Genomic DNA, 19,147 nt, shown 5'->3' on the forward strand with positions numbered 1-19,147 from the left:
CCTCGCTCGGCCGTCCACACACGATGCGGAGTCGTGTCCGGACGCCAAGTTAACCAAGCGCCGTCAGGATATAGTTGCTATCCTGGCCCGGCCTGGCAGTCGGTCCAGGGCGCGGAGGACAGACGTGAGTTCTGCGGGTCTCACGACCGGCCAAGTCGCGGAAGAGCTACAGCTGACGAGTAGGAGTCGCATTGGGCGCGCACATGCAGAAGTGGACCGGCACCCGGTGACGACGCCACCATTACCGATGGAGTCGCTGAGTGGGCGAACCGCTCTCGTTACCGGGGCCAGCCGGGGAATCGGAGCAGCGATCTGCGTACGGCTGGCCCAACTCGGCGCAAGGGTGCTGCTGGTCGGCCGGAGTACGGAACGTCTGAATGAAGTCGCGGCACAGCTGTCGAACCGCGACCTCGAACACGAGGTGTTCACCGCGGATCTGACCTTGCCTCCGGACGTGGCGCGGCTAGCAGACGAAGTCCAACGCCGGCACCCGGTGGTCGACATTCTGGTCAACAACGCCGGTGTGTTGCCCGGGGCCAAGCGCGCCGAGCGCATCAGCCGTCAACAGTGGGCGGCCGTCATCGAGCTGAACTTGACCTCGCCGTGGTTTCTGGCGTGCCGGGTCAGGGAGTTGATGCCCGCTAGCGGTGGTGTCGTGATCAATGTCGCCAGCACCGCGGCGATGTATCCCTCGGTCGGTCTTGCTCCGTACAACGTCAGCAAGGCCGGATTGGTAATGCTCACGCAGGTGCTGGCACTGGAATGGGCACGCGCCGGCATCCGGGTGCTGACCGTGGCACCGGGCAAGACGAACACGGATATGGTCGCCCCGATCATGGCTTGGACGGCCAGGAACGACATTGCGATCAATCCGCTTGGCCGGCTGGGTGATCCGGCGGAGATCGCCGACTTGGTGGGCTTTCTGTGCAGTGATCGGGCCGACTACCTGACGGGCGTGGTGGTGCCGATCGACGGCGGAGAACTGTTGACATCGGGCCGTTGACGCCCCTGGAAGGAGCCCTGGAATGCCTGAACCGATAGTCGCGGATGTCCTCGCGGTGCGACTGTTTGAAGTCGTCGCGTTCGGCCTCTTCGCATTCGGCTGGTGGTACGCCCTGCGGACCCGCAGCATGATCGTGCTCGGTGGCTACGTCGGCGCGACGCTGACCGTCGTGTTCGACTGGATGTTCAACACCAAGTGGTTCTTCAACGTCCTTTACAGCTCGAACTTCATACCGCTGTTCCGGATCGGCGATACGGTGCAACCCGTTGCGCTGCTGTTCACCTACGCATTCTTCTTCGGCATACCGACCGCCTTTCTCGCGCGGAACAGGGCGTGGCTCGACCGCCGGTTCGGCACCTGGGGATGGCTGGTGGTGTTCCTCGGCATGGGGGTGCTCCAACCGCTGTTCGAGATACCGATGGTGTCGTGGTTGCACCTGTGGACCTACTATCAAGCCCCGCAGTACCTGGTCGGCGGCGTCATCTGGTCGAACATCTGGTTCTCCGGCCTACTGGGGGTGAGCTGTTACGGTGCACTGCGTCTGGCGCTGCGATGGGAAGACACGAACCGCTTGCCGCAGAACCCCACCGAGGACAAGCTCCGTCAGCTGGCGACCGGGGCCGCCGGCATCTGGTCCGCGTTCTACCTGAGCACCCTGGTTCAGCTCATGTTGTGGTACGCAGTCGTCACCCCATGGATATCCAGTCCGAGAGATTTCTGACGCGTCGACGAGGCCGGCGCTAACAGCGTTCGGATAAGCTCGTTGCAAATCATCATTCACCGGCCAGGGGGACGAGAGGTAGAGACGATGGCAAGACCGAAGACGGCACTCATCTCACGCCGCCGTTCGCTGGAAGTGGCGCTGGACATCATCGATACCGAGGGGCTGGCGGCCCTGAGTATCCGTCGGCTCGCTGATGAGCTGGGTGTGAACGGCGCCTCCCTGTATCACCACTTTGAGAACAAGGACGAAATCATCACCGGGGCAGCCCAGCTCGCGCTGGAAGACGTGCGGGTACCCGATGTCGCGTCGGGATCGTGGCGAGATTGGCTACCGCAGAATGCGCGTGAGCTCCGGCGCGCGCTACTCGCCCATCCCGAGATCATCCAAGTCGTGATCGGTCTCCGCAGCATAGGTGTGGGGCCGAAGCGCATCGAGCTGTCGGCAAAACACCTGATCGACGAGGGCGTTCCGAGTGCCGCGGTGATGCCTCTGATCGAGTCGTTGGAACTGGTGGCGATCGGCAGCGCCCTGCATGAGACCCGAACAGACGCGGCCGCAGAGGATACGTCGTCGGTGATATCCGAGGAATATCCGGTCTTGGCCAAAGTGCTTCGCGAAAGAGGACTTTCACCACACGAGATGTTCGATGTGATCGTCAAGAGTGTGGTGAACGCGTTCGAGACCGCTGTGCAGGAACGACAGTCTCGATGGCTCCCCGCCGGCAAGACCGAGAATTCGGCGTAGCACCTCAACATGATTTCCGCGCGGCCTGGCGGCCCGACTCGGGCCGAGTTGGGAAGGCTGCGACTCGACCCGTTGATCGCCGGGCTCTGCCGCCCTGCCACACGCCTGACCGCGGGTGTCGCGGCCGCACGTGCTGTTCTCGATGCCGGCATCGATATCGGATTCGGACATTGGATCCATTCGGTGTCGGTGTCGCTACTCGATACTCGGCTGGACAGCAGCGACCTGAGAACCGAGATCACCGAACGGGAAACAGGTGCGGACCGGGGCTTCCGCGCGGTCGCGTTGGCCTTCGACGACCGCACCCTCGCTCACGGCCAGGTCTTGTTCGAGGCTCCGTTTCTCGGTGCACACCAGGAAGCCGCGATCGCAGCCAGCGACACACCTGGCCCGCACCGCGCTCGCGCAGTCGCCTCGCCGCGGTGGGCGGCGGGTTTGCCGGTCGACATCCGGCTAATACCGGGTGACAGCCGGGCCTGGGTCAGGTTCGACCGCGAGCTACCCGACGATCTGCTCGTCCACGCCGCAGCATTGGCACTGATCGTCGATCGGGTCATCGCGTACGGCATGCGCCACGCCGGTGATTGCCACCCGACCGGTTACGACCTGCGAATCCACCGCTGCTTCCGGGCCGACGACTGGATCTTGGTGAACGAGACGTATTCACGGGCTTTCGGCGCCCGAGCATTCTCCACGTACACGCTGTCGACCTCACTCGGGCGGGAGATCGCCACCGTCAGCCAGGAGGTGCGCTTCTCACGAGCAGGCGGCAAACCATGGACTAATCAATCGTCGTTCGATAACATGGACGCAGCTGTTGTCGCTGCGAAATGAGGTGCCATGTTCCACCACACGGCAATCGCCGTCAAAGACGTCGACCGTTCTCACAAGTTCTACACCGAGGTCATGGGTTTTGAACTGCGTAAAGTCGTCAAACGGCAAGCGCCCGGCGGAGGCTGGACCAAGCACATCTTCTACTCCAACCCTGGTGAGCAAGGATTCTTCGCCATCTGGGACCTCCGCGGCCTGCAGGGCACCGGTGTCATGGACGAGGGCTGGTCAGGCGGTCTGTCGACGGGCGTCGGGTTGCCGTACTGGGTGAACCACATCGCGTTCGAATGCCACGATGCGGGCAAGCTCGACCAACACAAGCAGCGGTGGCTGGACCGCGGTTATCACGTGCTTGAGGTCAGGCATGAGTTCATCCACTCGATCTACACCCGTGACCCCGACGGCACGCTTGTCGAGTTCACCTATGACACTGTTCCTCTCACCGCGGACGACACCGCCGAAGCCATCGAGCTGATGGCCGATGACACGCCCGCGAGCGTCCCGGAGTACGAGGGGATCGTGCACAAGTCGGAACACGCCCGTGCCCGCAAGGACGCCGAGCGGTTGATCGACGCCGGCGTGGCGCCCTGAACCCGATCCATCCACTGAATTGGTGGTGGCCGGCCCATATTCGGCCGGCCGGTCCTGTGGCGTGGGGAAGCTGGGCGCGGCGCGGCTAGGGGTCCACGATGCCCGAGCCCGCGAAACCGCGACGGTCCCCGGCGCGCAGCACTCCGCTCGGCAGAGGCCGGCCGATGATGTCCTGCGCGAGTTGTGCCGCGCGGATGGATAGTTCGACGTCGATCCCGGTCTCGACGCCCATGTCACGTGCCAGATAAACCAGTTCCTCGGTTGCCACGTTGCCGCTCGCTCCCGGAGCGAAGGGACAGCCGCCGAGGCCGCCGATCGACGAGTCGATCATCGTGACGCCGAGCTGCATCGCCGCGAAAATGGTGGCAAGCCCGGTTCCGCGGGTGTTGTGCACGTGTAACGCAATCGGCACCGCGGGTTGCCGGCATCGCGCGGCGACGATCAGATCGGCTGCGCGCCGCGGTGTCACCGTTCCGATGGTGTCGCCGAGACAGATCACATCCGCCCCGCTGACTACGGCCCGATCGACGAGGGTTTCGACTCGCGCCGCCGGTGTGGGCCCGTCGAAGGGACAGTCCCAGGCGACCGCGAAGATGACCTCCAATGTTCCACCCACGGCATGAACGAGGTCGGCTATCGGCGACACCAGGGCCATCGAATCCTGCACCGAACGGCCGACATTGGCCTGCGAATGTCCTTCGGACGCCGACACCACGTACTCGAGGTTGACCAGGCCGCTGTCAATGGCCCGGCCCGCGCCGCCGAGACTGGCCACCAGCGCGGAGAACTCGACGCCGCGATAACGGTCCAGGGCCGCGGCTACGTCTGCGGCATCGCGAAGCGCGGGTACCGCTCGCGGTGATACGAACGCGGTAGCCTCGATCCGTTCGGCTCCCATGGCAACCAAGGCGTCCAGCAGTCTCAGTTTGGCGGCGGTGGCGATCGGCGCTTCCAACTGCAGCCCATCGCGCAAGCCCACCTCGCGTACCGAAATTCGTTCCGGCATGTCCAACGCCGGGCGGACGCCGATGCTCACGAGAGTTGGGGCAAGACATCCGTACTGATCAGTTCGACCATCGCCCGGAACTCGTCGGCCGGCTGTCCGCCCATGTCGATCGACAACAGGTTGACGTCGGCTTTGAGCATCTGGGTGACCTTCCCCAGGCGGTCGACGACCTCGGCGGGGCTGCCCGCGATCGCCGGCCCGTCCGTGCTCAAGAATTCGAAATTGAAGGGTTTCTGGATGAAGGGCGGCGGATTCGGGTTCACGCGGGCGATCACTGTCTTCATGAGATCGAAATACGCGTTGTAACGCGGCATCCAGCGCTCGCGGGCACGCCGACTGTCGGTGTCCACATTCAGATGCCAGCACGCACCGATCCGCGGCTTGCGCGTATGCCCGTGCGACGCATAACGTTCGAGATAACTGTCCACTACCGGGACGAACATGGCGGGATTGCCGAAAGCGCTGGGCAGCATGAGATCCAAGCCGAGCCGGGCAGCGAGTTCAAGCGTCGATTCCGACGCGCCGCCCCCGATCCACAGCGGCGGGACCTGCTCGGGCGGCGGCTGCAATGCAAACGCGTCGAGCGGCGGCCGGTACTTGCCCTGCCACGTCACGGGTTTGCCAGTCCACAGGTCGAGAAGCAGCTCGACATTCTCCTCGAACAGCTCATGTGAGTCGTCGGGATTCTGCCCGAAGACCGTGTAGGTCGACGTGAAGAAGTTCCCGCGGCCAGCGACCATTTCCACGCGCCCGGAGTTCAGCGCGTCCAGGGTTGCGTAGTCCTCGGCCACCCGCAGTGGGTCGAGGTTCGCCAGCAGCGTTACCGCGGTACTGAGCTTGATGTTCTTGGTGCGTTCGCCGATGGCGGCCAAGATGACCGGCGGACACGAGTAGATGTATTCCAGCCCGTGGTGCTCACCGATATGCACCGCTTCGAACCCGCCCTCATCGGCAGCCACCGCTGCTTCGACGATCGCGCGGTGACGTTCGACGGCGCTCTCGCGTCTGCCGGTGATCGGATCGGTGACTTGGTCACCCAGGGTCATCAAACTCAAAGCCATGGTTCCGCTTCTCCCATCCTCGATGGTCCCTACAGGACGCTCCGCAGCCCAATTTAACAAACGCTGTTTGATTCGACAAGGGAGGGCATCGAGGTCGCGAATTTGGTTGCTTGCAAGGCTCTCCCGGGATCGTCGAGGATGGACGGTTCCGCAGATACGGCACCTCAATGCAGCATCGATTGGATTATGGCGGGCGAGCGCTACGCCGGGACGCTCCGCGGACCCGTCCGGCGTAGCGGGTGTGGATACCCGGCTCCGCGGCCGGCGGACCGGACGGCAGGCTCCAGGGGGCCCGGGCATTAAACTAGCGTCATTCGATTAAAGCGCCGGTTCGGCTGCGGAAGCGGCCTGATGACGCAGCGCAAGCACCGTTCACGATACCCTTCTTGCCAGCCGAACCTCGTTTGGTTACTATCGGACCACGCGGGCCAAGAACGCCTGTCACACAGCAGATCAGCAACGGGAGCGGCATGGGAAACCTCGAGGGCAAGGTGGCTTTCATCAGTGGTGGTGCGCGCGGCCAGGGGCGCGCGCACGCCGTCCGGCTCGCTCGCGAAGGCGCCGACATCATCACGTTCGATATCGCCGGGCAGATCGACTCGGTACCGTACCCGCTGGCAACCAAAGACGACCTCGAAGAGACCGTACGGCAAGTCGAGGCGCTGGGGCGTAAAGCGTTGGCCCGCCAGGCCGACGTTCGCGATCAGGCTGCGGTGGAAGCGGTTCTCGCAGAAGGCATAGGCGAACTCGGGCGGGTGGACGTCGTGATGGCCAACGCCGGGATCATGCCGGTGGTCGGACCCACGTCCACCAAGGTTTCCGCCTGGCATGACGCGATCGACATCATGCTCACCGGCGTGGTCTACACGTTGGAGGCCGCAGTGCCGACCATGATCGAGCAGAACGAGGGCGGCTCGATCGTCATCACCAGTTCGGTCGCCGGCTTGAAGGGCACCGCCCGCTCCTTACGCACCAACACATACGGATTGCTGGGCTATACGGCCGCCAAACATGGCGTGATCGGTGTGATGCGCTCCTACGCCAACGCACTGGCCGGCTACAACATCCGGGTCAACACCCTGCATCCGACCGGCGCCAATACCCCGATGGTCGCCAACGACGCGTTCCTGGGTTCGGCCGATCAGTTCCCCGAACTGTTCGAAGCGATGAGCAACGCACTCCCGGTGCAGTTGATCGAGGCGGACGACGTCGCCAACGCCGCGGCCTGGTTGGTGTCCGATGAAGCGCGCTATGTCACGGGAGTCTCACTGCCGGTCGACGCCGGGGCATCGGTCCGCTAAACGCACCGCAAACCTCTCGCGTAACCGGCGGCGATCGGTCACCGTCGGGTCAGCACTTGACTGGAGGATCTTCAAATTGGCTGAATCGGTCACTCAGGTGCCCCGCGGAAAGTACACCAGGACCCCGTATCTGATCGTCTCGGAAGAGAAGACAGTACGTAAGGACGTCTACGGGTCGATCGGCGAGAACATCGTCCGGCAAGCGCAGCTCCTTCGCGGCTCTCAGCCATCCGACACCGTCATCGTGGCGACGCATCCCATCGGTTCCCCGGGATACCTGCCGCTGTTCTCCGAGCTGGCCCGCACCGGTCTACACGTGATCGGTGCCGCCAATCGCTACTCAGTCGGTGACTTTGCGCTCCAGATGGAGAACATGCTGTTGGACCTACACGCGTGTATCGACGATGTGCGCAATCGCCTCGGCTACCAGCACGTCATCCTCGCCGGCTGGAGTGGCGGCGGGTCCCCGATGATGGGGTATCAGGCGGAGGCCGAATCGCCAATCATCGCCAAAACCGCTGCCGGCGAGGATACGCTGCTCACCGAGACGACACTCGCGAAAGCAGATGGGGTGGTGCTGCTGGCAGCACCACGCAGCAGGCACCGTCTCCTCACCGATTTTCTCGATGCCTCGATCACCAATGAACTCGAACCGGAATGCGGTCGCCGAACCGAATTCGACCTGTATGACCCCGCGAATCCCAACCAGCCGCCGTACTCGCCGGACTTCCTCGCCGAGTATCGCGCCGCCCAGCGGGAACGCAGCCATCGGATCACCGCGTTCGCCCAGAGCAAGTTGGCCGAATTCCGGGCGGCCGGACGGCCACACGCCGAACACGGTTTCGTGGTGCCCGGGACGATGGCCGATCCCCGCTGGCTGGACCCGTCCATCGAACCCAACGGGCGACAACCCGGCTGGAGTTACCTCGGCGATCCATGCACCGCCAATAACAGCCCGGGCGCACTGATGCGTTTCACCACCACGCGTAGCTGGCTTTCCCAGTGGAGCCTGCAGACCGCCCAGGTTGACGCCGGCGACGCAGCCCCGCGCGTCACCGTTCCGGTTCTCATTCTGGTCAACGGGTGCGACGATGCGGTGCCGACCAGTCACCCGCATCAGGTTTTCGATGCGATCAGCCATCCGGACAAGGAACTGGTGGAACTGCCCGGTGCCAACCACTATTTCAGCGGAGCCGGCCAGAAGACCCACCTGACCCGAGCTGCCGACCTGGTGCATCACTGGGTGGTGCGGCACCAGTTTGTCAACTGAACTACGCGGTCCACGCCACCCGATGAGGAGATAGACAGATGGCCTTCGTGGCCCACGACTGGGTTGCTTACCACGCCGACCACCGCCCGGATGCCCCGGCGCTCGGCAGCGCCGACGATTCCACCATGCAGACATGGGCTCAACTCGAAGATCGGGTGGGCCGGCTTGCCCGGGTACTGCGCGCGCGTGGCGTCGGTAAAGGTGATCGTATCCTGGTGGTCGCCGAGAACGACCCGCGGCTCTTCGAGATCCAGTTCGCCGCGATGCGGATCGGCGCGGTGTTGACGCCGGTGAATTGGCGTTTGGCGGTCCCCGAGATGATCGACATCGCGATCGACGCCGATCCGCGACTGATCATCCACGACGCTCATTGGGCGCAGGTAGCCCACGCCGTCGCTGATAGAGCAGCGGTGCCGCAGCGGCTGTCGTGGGCATCGGATGACTCGGAGTATGACATCGCCGTTGCCGCCGCCGAATACCTTGCTCCGAACGGCAATTTGACGTTCGATGACCCCACCCACATCCTGTACACGTCGGGCACCACCGGTCTCCCCAAGGGCGTGCTCTCGACCCACGGAACGTTGGTGTGGCACGCACTCAACACCGCACAGACCACCAGGTTCTCCGAGCCGGACAATCACCACCTCAACCCCATGCCACTGTTTCATGCCGGCGGCCTCAATGTGATGGCCAATCCGGTCATGTACTTCGGTGGCGCGGTATCGACCATGCGGCGGTTCGCACCCGAGCCCGTCTTGAGCGCATTGACCCGATCTGAGGTTCCGGTAACGCATTTCGCCGCGATACCGTTGATGTATCGCAGCATATCCACCCAGCAGGACTTCAGCGGCGCCGACTTCTCAAACGCACGTCAGTTCATTGTCGCGGGCGCCATCGCAGAACCCGAGCTGCTGCAGATCTGGGCAGATCGCGGTGTGCTGCTGCAGCCGCAGTACGGCGGCACCGAGCATGGTCCGATGGCAACGGCCCTGGACTACTCGACAGCCGACCCGATGGCCGCCTTCGCGAAGGCCAAGGCCGGGTCGACCGGAAAAGCGGCTCGACACACCCAGATCCGCCTCGTCGACCAGGACGGCAACGACGTGCCCGCTGGCCGCACCGGCGAGATCTGGCTGCGCGGTCCAAGCGTTACTCCGGGATATTGGAACAGGAACACCGAGGAATACTTCACTGACGGCTGGTATCGGACCGGCGACGGTGCACGCTACGATGCTGACGGGTACTACTACTTGTCCGGCCGGGTCAAAGAGATGTTCAAGTCGGGCGGGGAGAATGTGTACCCCGCCGAGATAGAGCGGATCCTGTGCGTTCATCCGAAGGTCGCGGACGTCGCCGTCATCGGCATCGCACATGAGGTATGGGGTGAGACGGGAATGGCCGTCGTCGTACCGGCCACTCCACACGACCCTCCCACGCTCGAGGAGCTCAACGAATTCGCCGGGCCACGGCTGGCACGGTTCAAACTGCCCAAAGCCCTGACCGTAGTGCCAGAACTCCCTCGTAACGCCACCGGAAAGGTGTCCCGCTCGGAGTTGAAACAGCAATACTGCGGGGTACGAGTATGATACGACATCATATGTCGGGGAGCGGCATCGCCGAGTTGATCATCGATAACCCGCCGGCGAACGCACTCAATCTTGCCGATATCGCCGAACTCGTCCGGCTTTTGCGCAGTTACCAGACTGACGACCGCGTGCGCGTTGTGCTGCTACGAGCCGATGGTCGAGGATTCTGTGGTGGCGGCGACGTCAAGGAAGTTCAGGGCCTGTCCGGATTTCACGGAATACTCGGCCAGGCCAGTGGATCCCAAGAGCTTACGCTTGCGATCGACGAGTGTCCGGTGCCGGTGATCGCCGCAATCCATGGCTATTGCATCGGATTAGGGGTACTGGTGGCCGGGGTATGCGACATCATCCTTGCGGCCGAACAGACCCGATTCGTTCTCGCCGAAGCCGACAACGGCGCCACGAGCGGAATCGTCCAAGCCGTCGGTCTGCTTCCGGAGAAACGCCTACAGGCCGCGATGTACACCTGCGACCCGTTTTTCGCCGAGGAGCTGCATTCCTACGGCAGCGTCTACCGCGTTGTTCCGGTGCCCGAGTTGGCGGATGCGGCGCGGGCTGTCGCAGAGCAGATCGCCTCGAAGCGCTCCGCGGTGATCAGAGGGATCAAATCCGCGGTCAAGGGAACCATCGGCCGGGACATCCGTAAGTCCTACCGCCAGGAGCTCAGTTACACCCTCGAGTTGAACATGTCGGGCGAAGCACGCGATGCTCGTGAGGAATTCGTCGACGGAAGGCGTCGTGGGTACCGACATGGAGATGAGATCCAATGAGCTACATACCCAGTGACGAAGCGCTGGAACTCGGGGCGGTCGTTCGCCGCTTTCTCGACAAGCACTCCCCCGAGGACACGGTGCGGGACCGGATGTCCGATGCCGGGTCCTACGACCCGCAGGTATGGCGGACGCTCGCCGTCGAGCTCGGCGTGCACGGACTGGCCGTTCCGGAAGAGTTCGGCGGAAGCGGAGCCGGGCTCACCGAACTCGGGATGGTGTTCCAGGAACTCGGCCGCAACCTCTACGGCGCACCGATATTGGCGTCCGTCGGATTCGCAACCACGGTGCTGCTGTACTGTACCGACACCGCTGCTCGGCAGGAGCTGCTCCCACCGCTGGTTTCCGGGGAGATGGTTGCCGCGGTGGCCTGGGGTGGTCCCGATCCGTCGCGGAGTTCGGTCACTGCCACCGCCGCCGGCGGCGAGTCCGCCACGTTGAACGGCCTGGCAGACTACGTGCTTTCCGGTCCACAGGCAGACATCCTCCTGGTGAGTGTTACAACCGCCGACGGCCCGGAGATGTACGCCGTCGAAGATGCCCGGCGGCTACCGTGGCACGAGATCACGCCGCTGGATCAGACGCGCAAGCTCGGCCATGTCGAGCTCCGCGCTGTCCCGGCACGTCGCCTTTCAATCACGGGTGACGCCCTGGACCGGGCCGTCGACATCTGGACACTGCTACTGGCAGCCGAACAACTCGGCGGTGCGGCGCAAGTCCTCGAACAAGCCGTCGACTACGCGCGCACCCGCATACAGTTCGGACGTCCAATCGGCTCCTTTCAGGCGATCAAACATCGCTGCGCCGACCTGCTCGTCGCCGTCGAGTTGGCCAGATCAGTGGTGTGGCATGGCCTTTGGACCGCCGATCACGATCCGCAAGATCTGGCGATCGCCGCCGCGCTGGCCGGATCGGCGGCTACCGACACGTACATGCGTGCCGCCGCAGAGAACGTCCAGATCCACGGTGGCATCGGGTTCACCTGGGAGCACCCTGCCCACCTTTACCTGAAGCGAGCCAAGGCCTCGTCGCTGTTGCTGCGCTCGCCCGCACAGAATCGGGACCGAGTGGGTATGTGCCTCGAACTGCCGAGTGGAGTTGAATACGTTGGCTGCTGACGACGACCGCCGCGCACTGTCGACGGCACTTGAGCGCTTCTTCGACGCCCACGACGTGGCGACGACGCCGGACCGGCTGATACGCGAGGCGCGTTTCGATGCCGGCCTCGCGTTCGTCTATTTCCCGCCAGGCCTCGGCGGGTTGGGCCTGGACTCAGCCCTGCAGGCCGAGTGTGATCTCGCGTTCCGGCAGGCGGGATCACCGGACTGGAGCGCGCGCAACGTGATCGGCCTTGGTATGGCGGCACCCACCATCGTGGGGCACGGCACACCCGAGCAACACCGAAAGCATTTGCGCACCCTGTTCAGCGGCGAAGACATCTGGTGCCAGCTGTTCAGTGAACCGGGCGCCGGGTCGGACCTGGCCGCGCTCGCCACCAAAGCAGTGCGGCGCGACGGCAGGTGGGTGGTCAACGGTCAGAAGGTATGGACCTCCCTGGGCCATGCTGCCCGCTATGGATTATTGCTCGCCCGCACCGATCCCGATCTCATCAAGCATCGGGGCTTGACGTACTTCCTGTTGGATATGCGCTCACCCGGAGTCGATGTCCGGCCGCTCCGGCAGCTCACCGGTGAGGCCGAGTTCAATGAGGTCTACCTCACCGATGTTGAGCTACCCGACAGCGACCGGATCGGCGCGGTCGGCGATGGCTGGAAAGTCGCGATGACCACGCTCAGCAGTGAACGTGTCACCCTCGGCGGTATACACCGGGACCGCGGCGAAGGCCCTATCGCACAAGCGGTACAAGCGTTTCGCCAGGCGACGGAATCAGGTCGGGGCGGCCCCGTCGCGCGCGACCGGCTGATCCGGCTATGGATTCAGGCCGAGGCTGCGCGCCTGACCAACCTGCGCGCCGGGGCGAACCTGGCTACACCCGGTCCGGAGGGCTCGATCGCGAAACTCCAGATGGCTGAACTCAACCGGGCAATCTATGAATTCTGTGTCGATGTCCAGGGCCAGGCCTCGCTGGCGGTGGACAACTACGACGAAACCGCGCCCGACTTCACATCGGTACACGGCGGCGAGGTACTCACCAAGGCCTATCTACGCTCGCTCGCGAACTCGATCGAGGGCGGCACTTCAGAGATCCAGCGCACCATTCTAGGCGAACGGGTGCTGGGACTGCCCGCAGAACCCCGCGTGGACAAGGATATTCCATGGAGCCAGCTAGCCCGGTCATGAACATCGGTTTCGACTTCTCGGGTCGCACCGTCCTCGTCAGCGGTGCCGCTCAAGGCATAGGTTTCGAAATCGCCAGTGCGTTCCTCGACTCCGGCGCCCGTGTCGCTGTGCTGGACAACAACCCGGCCGCCCTGGCGGCGGTGTGGCCGCAGCAGGAGCAGGTGTTGCCGATCGCGGTCGACGTGGCGGATTCGCTGTCCGTCGCCTCGGCGTTCGACAGCATTCTCGCCTGGAGCGACGGCGTCGACACCGTGGTCAACAACGCCGGCATCGCGCGCGACGCCGTGGTGTGGAGGATGACCGACCCCGACTGGCAGGCCGTCCTCGATGTCCACCTCGGCGGGACCTTCAACGTCGCCCGCGTGGCGATACCGGGGATGCGCACCAAGGGGTTCGGACGCATCATCAACGTCACCTCCTACACCGGCATGCACGGAAACGTCGGGCAGTCCAACTACGCCGCGGCCAAAGCCGCCGTGATCGGCTTCACGAAAACGGTCGCGAAGGAGACCGCCCGCTTCGGCATCACGGCGAATGCGATCTCGCCGAATGCGGCTACCGCAATGGTGAAGTCCGTCCCACCCGACAAGCTCATCGAATTGACCTCGGCGATTCCACAGCAGCGTTTCGCGGACCCCGCGGAGATGGCGTCGGCGGTACAGTTTCTGGCCTCTGCCGAGGCCGGCTACATCACCGGTGTGGTGCTGCCCGTGGACGGCGGAATGTCGATGTGACGGGCACCCGCGCCGTGGTGCGCCGGGTGGTTCAGGCGACCACGCCTCGCTGTTCGAGCTCGGTGATTCTGGTGTCGTCAAGCCCGAACCGCTGCAAGACGGCCCGAGTGTCCTGACCGACGGTAGCGACTCGCGGGCGAACGATCGGCTGGAAGCTCTCGAGCCTCGGGGCAGGAGCCGCTTCGATCAGGTTGCCGTTGCGGTACACCGTCTTTCGGTTCTGCAAATGTGGGTTGTCGACCAGTTCGTCGAGCCGCAACACAGCACTCCCGCACCCATCGGCACTGGAGAACACCTTCGTCCATTCCGCGCGGGACCGCGTTGCGAACCGAGCAGCGAACACATCGCGCAAGTCGTCCCAGTTCGCCGGGTTCGATCGGTCGGGCAGGTCGCTGATACTCAGGCCCAAGGCGGCGACCATCTGCACATAGAAGCGATCCTCGATGGCGCCCACCGCGAACCAGCCCCCGTCGCAACAGCGATATGCCCGATAATAAGGTGCGCGGCCGCTGAGCACGGACGTGCCCGGGCCGTTCCACGTTCCGGCACTGTACTCGGCCAGCTGCGCCGACAGCAGCGCTGTCGCGCCGTCCACCATCGCGGCATCGATGAGCTGGCCCCGGCCCGTCATATGCCGATCGATCAGCGCAAGGCTGATACCCACGACGGCCGACATGGAACCAGAAGCGAAGTCACCGAGTAGATTGAGCGGTATCGTGGGTCCGGTTTCGCTGTCCCCCAACACCCCGAGGACGCCCGCAGAAGCCAGATAGTTGATGTCGTGGCCGGCCGTCTGGGCTGATGGCCCACTTTGTCCATAGCCGGTCAGCCTGGTATAGATCAGCCGGGGATTGAGCGCCATCAGGTCGTCGGGACCCAATCCGCGTCTTTCCATGACTCCGGGACGGAAGCCCTCCAAAAAGACATCGGCCTCGGTGACCATGTGCCGGATCAACTTTCCGCCATCCGGATTGCGGAGGTCGACCACGATCGATTGCTTGCCTCGGGAGAAGTACTGCGACGGGTCGAAGGCCTCGCGGGGGCCGGGCCGGCTGATGCTGATGACGTCCGCGCCGAAATCAGCCAGCACCATCGAGCAGAACGGGCCGGGCCCGAGCGCACTGACGTCGATCACCGTGATGCCCGCGAGCGGGCCGGAGTTAGCGTGCTGCAACGTCATAGTCGACGCCTTCTGCCGATATGGCTGCGCGCGATGAGGTTTGAGCACTCCTCAGGCCGCTGAGTATGTCGTCGGTATGCTCGCCTAAGCGGGGCGCACCTCGTCGCACCACCCCGGGGGTGACGTTGAGTTTCGGAACCACTCCCGGCATGGGTACGAGTTCGCCTCCCAATCCGGGTTCCGGGACATCGATGATCATCTCGCGTGCGGCATAGTGCGGGTCACTGGCGATATCGTCGGCCTTGTAGATCGGTCCCGCGGGAACGCCGGCGTCTGCGAGCTGCGCCAGTGCCGAGGCCGCGGTGAGTTGACCCGACCATGCGGCAATGGCCGCATCGAGTTCGGCCTGCCCGTCGCCGCGCCCGGTATGCGTCAGATATGTTGAGTCCGACCCCAGCCACTCGGTCCGTCCGATCAGTCGGGCAAGTCGACTGAACACCGAGTCCTGGTTTGCCCCAACGATGATCCACTGCCCATCGGAGGTCGGATAGACGTTGGACGGCGCGACCCCGGGCAACAGCGCACCCGTGGGTTGGCGGATCCGGCCCAGCTTCTCGTATTCGGCGATGGTCGATTCCATGTACATCCAGACGGCTTCGTAGAGGGCGACGTCGACTACCTGGCCTCTGCCCAGTCCGGCCGGATTGTCGCGCGCCCACAGTGCCATCAACGCACCGATGAATCCCTGGGTGGCCGCCAGCGCGTCGCCGATCGAGATCCCGACCCGCACCGGCGGGCGACCCGGCTCTCCGGACAGGTGCCGAAAACCACTCATCGCTTCGGCGACCGACCCGAAGCCCGCCCGGTCGCGATACGGGCCGGCCTGACCAAATCCGGTGACGCGGACCATGATCAGTCCAGGATTGAGGTCTTGCAGCACGTCGGGGCCAAGGCCCCAGCGTTCCATGGTCCCTGGCCGGAAGTTTTCGACGATCACATCAGCGGTGCGCGCCAGGTCACGAAAGGCCGATTGCCCAGTTGACGTCCGAAGGTCGAGTTCGACCGACTTCTTTCCCCGCCCGATGATCGTCCAGTACAGGCCGATCCCCTTGTACAGCCCTCCCCAGGTCCGCATCGGGTCGCCCTTGCCCGGCGGCTCGATCTTGATGACCTCGGCGCCGTGGTCGGCGAACAGGTGCCCGCAGAAGGGACCACCGATGATGTGCCCCACCTCGAGGACGCGTAAACCACTGAGAGATCCACTGTTCGGACGATCGGCAATACCCGTTTCGGCCGTCATACCGCAGCCCTATCCAGGACATGCGGCAGGTCCTCGGCGAGGATACCTTTCATCAGGCGCGGTCCAGGCGTGAAAGTCGCCGGCATGGCGATGTATCCGTTCACGAGCGGGATGGTCGGATAGGCGACGACTTGGTCGCGTTGGATCTGATAGTCGGGAAGGCGCTGAGTGACTTCGCGCAACAGCAGGGTCATCTCGAGCGGGGGAATGTACGAGCCGATGCACCGGTGCATGCCAGAACCGAAGGATAGGTGTCGGTTTCGTTGTCGATCAAGCCGGACTTCACCGGGGTCGTCAAACACCTCCGGGTCGGCGTTGGCCGAGCCCAACGCGAGCAGAACGCGGTCACCGGGTTTGAGTTCCACCCCGTGAATCGATACCGGATTGGCGACCGTGCGGGCCACGCCGGTGCTCGGGCTGGTGTAACGGATCAGCTCGTCGACGGCTGTCGAAATCCGGATCGGCTCCGCACGTAGCCAATCCCATTTGTCCCGATGGGCGTCGAGGTACAGGAAACTGTTCGCGATCAGTGCGGTCGTCGTGTCGATCCCACCGTTGAGAAGCATGAACAGCATTTCCACCGCGATGTCCTCGGTGATGGGTTTGCCATCCTCCTCGCCATCGAGTAGTTGCTCGACAATGGTGCCGTCGTCGCGGCGCCGGGTTCGCCTGCTGCGCACGATCGCTCGGATGTCGTCCAGCATCTCGCCGACCGCTCGCGCCGATCCCTTCTCGCGATAGGCCGCCTTGTGCAGTGTCGTGGCGTAGAACTCCCAGTTCTCCAGGGGCAGCCCCAGATAGTCGACGGTGACCAGGGCGGGCAATGGGTTGGCGAGATCGTCTACGAAGTCGATGGATCCGCTCTCGATCACGCGGTCCACGCACCAGGACACCAGCTGCTGCATACGGGGCGCGTACTCGTTGACGGCCTTCTTGGAGAACCGGTTTGCGATGATCCTTCGCAGAGTCTGGGACCGTGGCGGGTCCATCTCCATCATGCCCATCCGAACCGGGTTGGTCGGAACGGTCACACCACCGGGGGCGATGTCACCGGTGCCGAGGTCGAGGTCGCGTCCGCACCGGAAGTTCTGCGGGTCGTGCAGGATGCCCTGAACGGATCGGTAGTCGGTCGCGACGTAGAAACCGCCGAACTCATCGCTATGTGCCAGTGGGCATTTCGTCCGCATCTCGGCGTACTGCTCGCGCCAGTTCAAGGCGAACGCGGGGGAATGATGGTTGAACTGCGTCACAGCGACTCCTCAAGGTCGATACCCGGCCGTCCGCTGGGGGTGCGTGCCTGTCGCAGCGGAGCCTCGCCAACAATATCGAACAACGTTTGGTCAATCAAGCGGTTTGGCCAAGCCTAGGGAGACCGCATAGCGGCCCCGAGTCGCCGCACTGGGGCCGCTGCCAGGCAGTTGTACTGCACCGACCTGGACCGGGCTCATGGGCGGGGGCGGAAACGTGAGAATCAGTACGTGAAGAAAACCGTATGATGTTAGATTGTCCGGGTCGCCACCGAACAGCGTCGCGACGAACGGGTCATGGACGAGGAGCTGACACAGCGGTGCGGGAAACTCAGCTCGCAGGACGCGATATCGACCGCCTGGAGTACCGGGACGTGCTCGGGACCTACCCGACGGGGGTTACGGTCATCACCGCCGTCGACGCCGCCGGCGAGCCGGTGGGAATGGCTCTGGGCTCGTTCACCTCCGTCTCGATCGAACCGCCGTTGGTCGCGTTCTACCCCGCCAAGACTTCGAGCAGCTTTCCCAAGATCAAGTGTGCCAAAGGGTTCTGTATCAACGTGTTGGCCGCCGACCAGGAGCATGTGTGCCGCGATTTCGCAGCCACCGGCACGGACAAGTTCCGGCGGGTCCATTGGACACCGTCGCCGGTGACGGGCGCGCCGGTCCTGGACGGCGTCGCGGCGTGGCTGGACTGCGCGCTCGAACAGGTCACAGACGCCGGAGACCACCTGCACGTGCTCGCACGAGTCCTCGATCTCAGCGCACGCCGGGCTCCCGGTCCGCTGGTCTTCCATCGTGGCGGGTACGGAACGTTCGTGGCCCCGAGCGCGGCGAGAGCCACCGAAGCCGACATCCTTGAGCAACTCCGGGTGACCGAGAACGTCCGCAACCGCCTGGAGTGTCTCGCCGACGAACTGAACGTTCAGGCTCTTGCAGTAGCGGCCACCGGCACCCAGATGGTGATCGTGGCCAGCGCCGGTAGCCCACGGGCCGGACATGCGGCCGTACGTCTCGGCGACCGACTGCCCCTCGTTGCGCCCGTCGGCGGGCTCTTCGTCGCATGGCGCGATCAGGCGGCCGTCGACGAGTGGATCGCCCGACGACCGTCGCCGGTGTCCGCGCAGGACCGGTGCTCGTACGGCGAGCAGTTGACGATCGTGCGGCAGCGCGGCTGGTCCCTGGCGGTTGGGGACGACGCCCATGAGGAACTGCAGAAGGCGATCGTGCGCAGGCATGCGGTCCGGGACGCCGTTGAGAACGAATTCCTGGTCTTGAAGCGAATATTGGCGCTCAGTGATCAGTACGACCCACCGAGCCGCGACGCGTGCGCAGACGCGGATATCCAGCTGTTGTCCGCACCAATATTCGACGCCGAGGGTAACGTCGTCATCACGTTCAGCCTGTGGGGGCTGCCGCCCGGAATGCGCCCGGACACCGTCACACCGTTCACCGAACCGTTGCTCCGGTCGGCCGCGCAGGCCACCAGCGATATCGGTGGCAACGCGCCGGCCCACCCGGTGAACGCCACGTCCTGAAGGGCCTCGGTACAGACCAA

The 19,147-nt window shown here is 64.2% G+C and carries 18 protein-coding genes; 13 read left to right on the forward strand and 5 right to left on the reverse strand.

What is annotated here, in order from left to right; translation table 11 throughout:
- The first annotated feature begins 247 nt into the window (after positions 1–247).
- The 5 genes from AWC24_RS03380 (at position 248) to AWC24_RS03400 (ending at position 3,893) form a co-directional block, all read left to right on the forward strand.
- Complete coding sequence (locus AWC24_RS03380) at positions 248–1,003, forward strand: SDR family NAD(P)-dependent oxidoreductase (RefSeq protein WP_085082076.1); 756 nt, start codon at positions 248–250, stop codon at positions 1,001–1,003.
- 22 nt (positions 1,004–1,025) lie between these two features.
- Positions 1,026–1,724 (forward strand): hypothetical protein, encoded by a 699-nt coding sequence (locus AWC24_RS03385; RefSeq protein WP_133055692.1) that lies wholly within the window; start codon positions 1,026–1,028, stop codon positions 1,722–1,724.
- Between the two features lie 87 nt (positions 1,725–1,811).
- Complete coding sequence (locus AWC24_RS03390; RefSeq protein ID WP_085082078.1) at positions 1,812–2,471, forward strand: TetR family transcriptional regulator; 660 nt, start codon at positions 1,812–1,814, stop codon at positions 2,469–2,471.
- A gap of 72 nt (positions 2,472–2,543) precedes the next feature.
- A complete protein-coding gene (locus tag AWC24_RS03395) occupies positions 2,544–3,305 on the forward strand; it encodes an acyl-CoA thioesterase domain-containing protein (protein WP_163705529.1) in 762 nt (253 codons plus the stop codon).
- A gap of 6 nt (positions 3,306–3,311) precedes the next feature.
- On the forward strand, positions 3,312–3,893 hold the full coding sequence (locus tag AWC24_RS03400; RefSeq protein WP_085082080.1) for a VOC family protein: 582 nt from the start codon (positions 3,312–3,314) through the stop codon (positions 3,891–3,893).
- Between the two features lie 85 nt (positions 3,894–3,978).
- Here AWC24_RS03400 and AWC24_RS03405 read toward each other — a convergent pair whose 3' ends face one another.
- Together AWC24_RS03405 and AWC24_RS03410 are read right to left on the reverse strand one after the other, a co-directional pair.
- Positions 3,979–4,899: a hydroxymethylglutaryl-CoA lyase gene (locus AWC24_RS03405; RefSeq protein ID WP_085082129.1), complete on the reverse strand. Its 921-nt coding sequence runs from the start codon at positions 4,897–4,899 to the stop codon at positions 3,979–3,981.
- A gap of 26 nt (positions 4,900–4,925) precedes the next feature.
- Positions 4,926–5,960: an LLM class flavin-dependent oxidoreductase gene (locus AWC24_RS03410; RefSeq protein ID WP_085082081.1), complete on the reverse strand. Its 1,035-nt coding sequence runs from the start codon at positions 5,958–5,960 to the stop codon at positions 4,926–4,928.
- Positions 5,961–6,430: 470 nt separating this feature from the next.
- Here AWC24_RS03410 and AWC24_RS03415 point away from each other — a divergent pair, with 470 nt between their 5' ends.
- Genes AWC24_RS03415 through AWC24_RS03445 form a run of 7 tightly spaced genes read left to right on the forward strand, consistent with a single transcriptional unit; the run spans position 6,431 to position 13,922 of the window.
- A complete protein-coding gene (locus AWC24_RS03415) occupies positions 6,431–7,261 on the forward strand; it encodes a mycofactocin-coupled SDR family oxidoreductase (RefSeq protein ID WP_085082082.1) in 831 nt (276 codons plus the stop codon).
- Positions 7,200–8,531 (forward strand): alpha/beta fold hydrolase domain-containing protein, encoded by a 1,332-nt coding sequence (locus AWC24_RS03420; RefSeq protein ID WP_234807241.1) that lies wholly within the window; start codon positions 7,200–7,202, stop codon positions 8,529–8,531. Before AWC24_RS03415 ends, AWC24_RS03420 begins: the two co-directional genes overlap by 62 nt.
- Before the next feature lie 38 nt (positions 8,532–8,569).
- On the forward strand, positions 8,570–10,117 hold the full coding sequence (locus AWC24_RS03425; RefSeq protein WP_085082084.1) for an AMP-binding protein: 1,548 nt from the start codon (positions 8,570–8,572) through the stop codon (positions 10,115–10,117).
- 11 nt (positions 10,118–10,128) lie between these two features.
- A complete protein-coding gene (locus AWC24_RS03430) occupies positions 10,129–10,887 on the forward strand; it encodes an enoyl-CoA hydratase-related protein (RefSeq protein WP_234807242.1) in 759 nt (252 codons plus the stop codon).
- Positions 10,884–12,005 (forward strand): acyl-CoA dehydrogenase family protein, encoded by a 1,122-nt coding sequence (locus AWC24_RS22850; RefSeq protein ID WP_085082086.1) that lies wholly within the window; start codon positions 10,884–10,886, stop codon positions 12,003–12,005. Before AWC24_RS03430 ends, AWC24_RS22850 begins: the two co-directional genes overlap by 4 nt.
- Positions 11,995–13,188 (forward strand): acyl-CoA dehydrogenase family protein, encoded by a 1,194-nt coding sequence (locus AWC24_RS22855; protein ID WP_234807243.1) that lies wholly within the window; start codon positions 11,995–11,997, stop codon positions 13,186–13,188. Before AWC24_RS22850 ends, AWC24_RS22855 begins: the two co-directional genes overlap by 11 nt.
- Positions 13,185–13,922 (forward strand): SDR family oxidoreductase, encoded by a 738-nt coding sequence (locus AWC24_RS03445; protein ID WP_085082088.1) that lies wholly within the window; start codon positions 13,185–13,187, stop codon positions 13,920–13,922. The genes AWC24_RS22855 and AWC24_RS03445 overlap by 4 nt, the downstream gene beginning before the upstream one ends.
- Before the next feature lie 31 nt (positions 13,923–13,953).
- On the opposite strand, the gene AWC24_RS03450 is transcribed toward AWC24_RS03445, so the two are convergent.
- Genes AWC24_RS03450 through AWC24_RS03460 form a run of 3 tightly spaced genes read right to left on the reverse strand, consistent with a single transcriptional unit; the run spans position 13,954 to position 17,592 of the window.
- Positions 13,954–15,102 (reverse strand): CaiB/BaiF CoA transferase family protein, encoded by a 1,149-nt coding sequence (locus tag AWC24_RS03450; protein ID WP_085082089.1) that lies wholly within the window; start codon positions 15,100–15,102, stop codon positions 13,954–13,956.
- Positions 15,083–16,342, reverse strand: a complete 1,260-nt coding sequence (locus AWC24_RS03455; RefSeq protein ID WP_085082090.1) for a CaiB/BaiF CoA transferase family protein — start codon at positions 16,340–16,342, stop codon at positions 15,083–15,085. The genes AWC24_RS03450 and AWC24_RS03455 overlap by 20 nt, the downstream gene beginning before the upstream one ends.
- Positions 16,339–17,592 carry a cytochrome P450 gene (locus tag AWC24_RS03460; protein ID WP_085082091.1) on the reverse strand — a complete coding sequence of 418 codons (1,254 nt, stop codon included), beginning with the start codon at positions 17,590–17,592 and terminating at the stop codon, positions 16,339–16,341. Before AWC24_RS03460 ends, AWC24_RS03455 begins: the two co-directional genes overlap by 4 nt.
- 245 nt (positions 17,593–17,837) lie before the next feature.
- Between AWC24_RS03460 and AWC24_RS03465 the strand changes: the two genes are divergently transcribed.
- Entirely contained in the window at positions 17,838–19,127 is a 1,290-nt protein-coding gene (locus AWC24_RS03465) for a flavin reductase (protein WP_234807246.1), read from the forward strand.
- Positions 19,128–19,147: the final 20 nt, after the last annotated feature.

Origin of the sequence: Mycolicibacter senuensis (assembly GCF_002101885.1) — a bacterium.
GTDB lineage: Bacteria > Actinomycetota > Actinomycetes > Mycobacteriales > Mycobacteriaceae > Mycobacterium > Mycobacterium senuense.

What these genes read in the sequence shown, in the direction of transcription:
- AWC24_RS03450 (WP_085082089.1), bottom strand. Translation starts at nt 15,102, where the DNA reads ATGACGTTGCAGCACGCTAACTCCGGCCCGCTCGCGGGCATCACGGTG.
- AWC24_RS03465 (WP_234807246.1), top strand. Translation starts at nt 17,838, where the DNA reads ATGTTAGATTGTCCGGGTCGCCACCGAACAGCGTCGCGACGAACGGGT.
- AWC24_RS03455 (WP_085082090.1), bottom strand. Translation starts at nt 16,342, where the DNA reads ATGACGGCCGAAACGGGTATTGCCGATCGTCCGAACAGTGGATCTCTC.
- AWC24_RS03445 (WP_085082088.1), top strand. Translation starts at nt 13,185, where the DNA reads ATGAACATCGGTTTCGACTTCTCGGGTCGCACCGTCCTCGTCAGCGGT.
- AWC24_RS03415 (WP_085082082.1), top strand. Translation starts at nt 6,431, where the DNA reads ATGGGAAACCTCGAGGGCAAGGTGGCTTTCATCAGTGGTGGTGCGCGC.
- AWC24_RS03380 (WP_085082076.1), top strand. Translation starts at nt 248, where the DNA reads ATGGAGTCGCTGAGTGGGCGAACCGCTCTCGTTACCGGGGCCAGCCGG.
- AWC24_RS03420 (WP_234807241.1), top strand. Translation starts at nt 7,200, where the DNA reads ATGAAGCGCGCTATGTCACGGGAGTCTCACTGCCGGTCGACGCCGGGG.
- AWC24_RS03405 (WP_085082129.1), bottom strand. Translation starts at nt 4,899, where the DNA reads ATGCCGGAACGAATTTCGGTACGCGAGGTGGGCTTGCGCGATGGGCTG.
- AWC24_RS03385 (WP_133055692.1), top strand. Translation starts at nt 1,026, where the DNA reads ATGCCTGAACCGATAGTCGCGGATGTCCTCGCGGTGCGACTGTTTGAA.
- AWC24_RS03425 (WP_085082084.1), top strand. Translation starts at nt 8,570, where the DNA reads ATGGCCTTCGTGGCCCACGACTGGGTTGCTTACCACGCCGACCACCGC.
- AWC24_RS03400 (WP_085082080.1), top strand. Translation starts at nt 3,312, where the DNA reads ATGTTCCACCACACGGCAATCGCCGTCAAAGACGTCGACCGTTCTCAC.
- AWC24_RS03410 (WP_085082081.1), bottom strand. Translation starts at nt 5,960, where the DNA reads ATGGCTTTGAGTTTGATGACCCTGGGTGACCAAGTCACCGATCCGATC.
- AWC24_RS03430 (WP_234807242.1), top strand. Translation starts at nt 10,129, where the DNA reads ATGTCGGGGAGCGGCATCGCCGAGTTGATCATCGATAACCCGCCGGCG.
- AWC24_RS03390 (WP_085082078.1), top strand. Translation starts at nt 1,812, where the DNA reads ATGGCAAGACCGAAGACGGCACTCATCTCACGCCGCCGTTCGCTGGAA.
- AWC24_RS22850 (WP_085082086.1), top strand. Translation starts at nt 10,884, where the DNA reads ATGAGCTACATACCCAGTGACGAAGCGCTGGAACTCGGGGCGGTCGTT.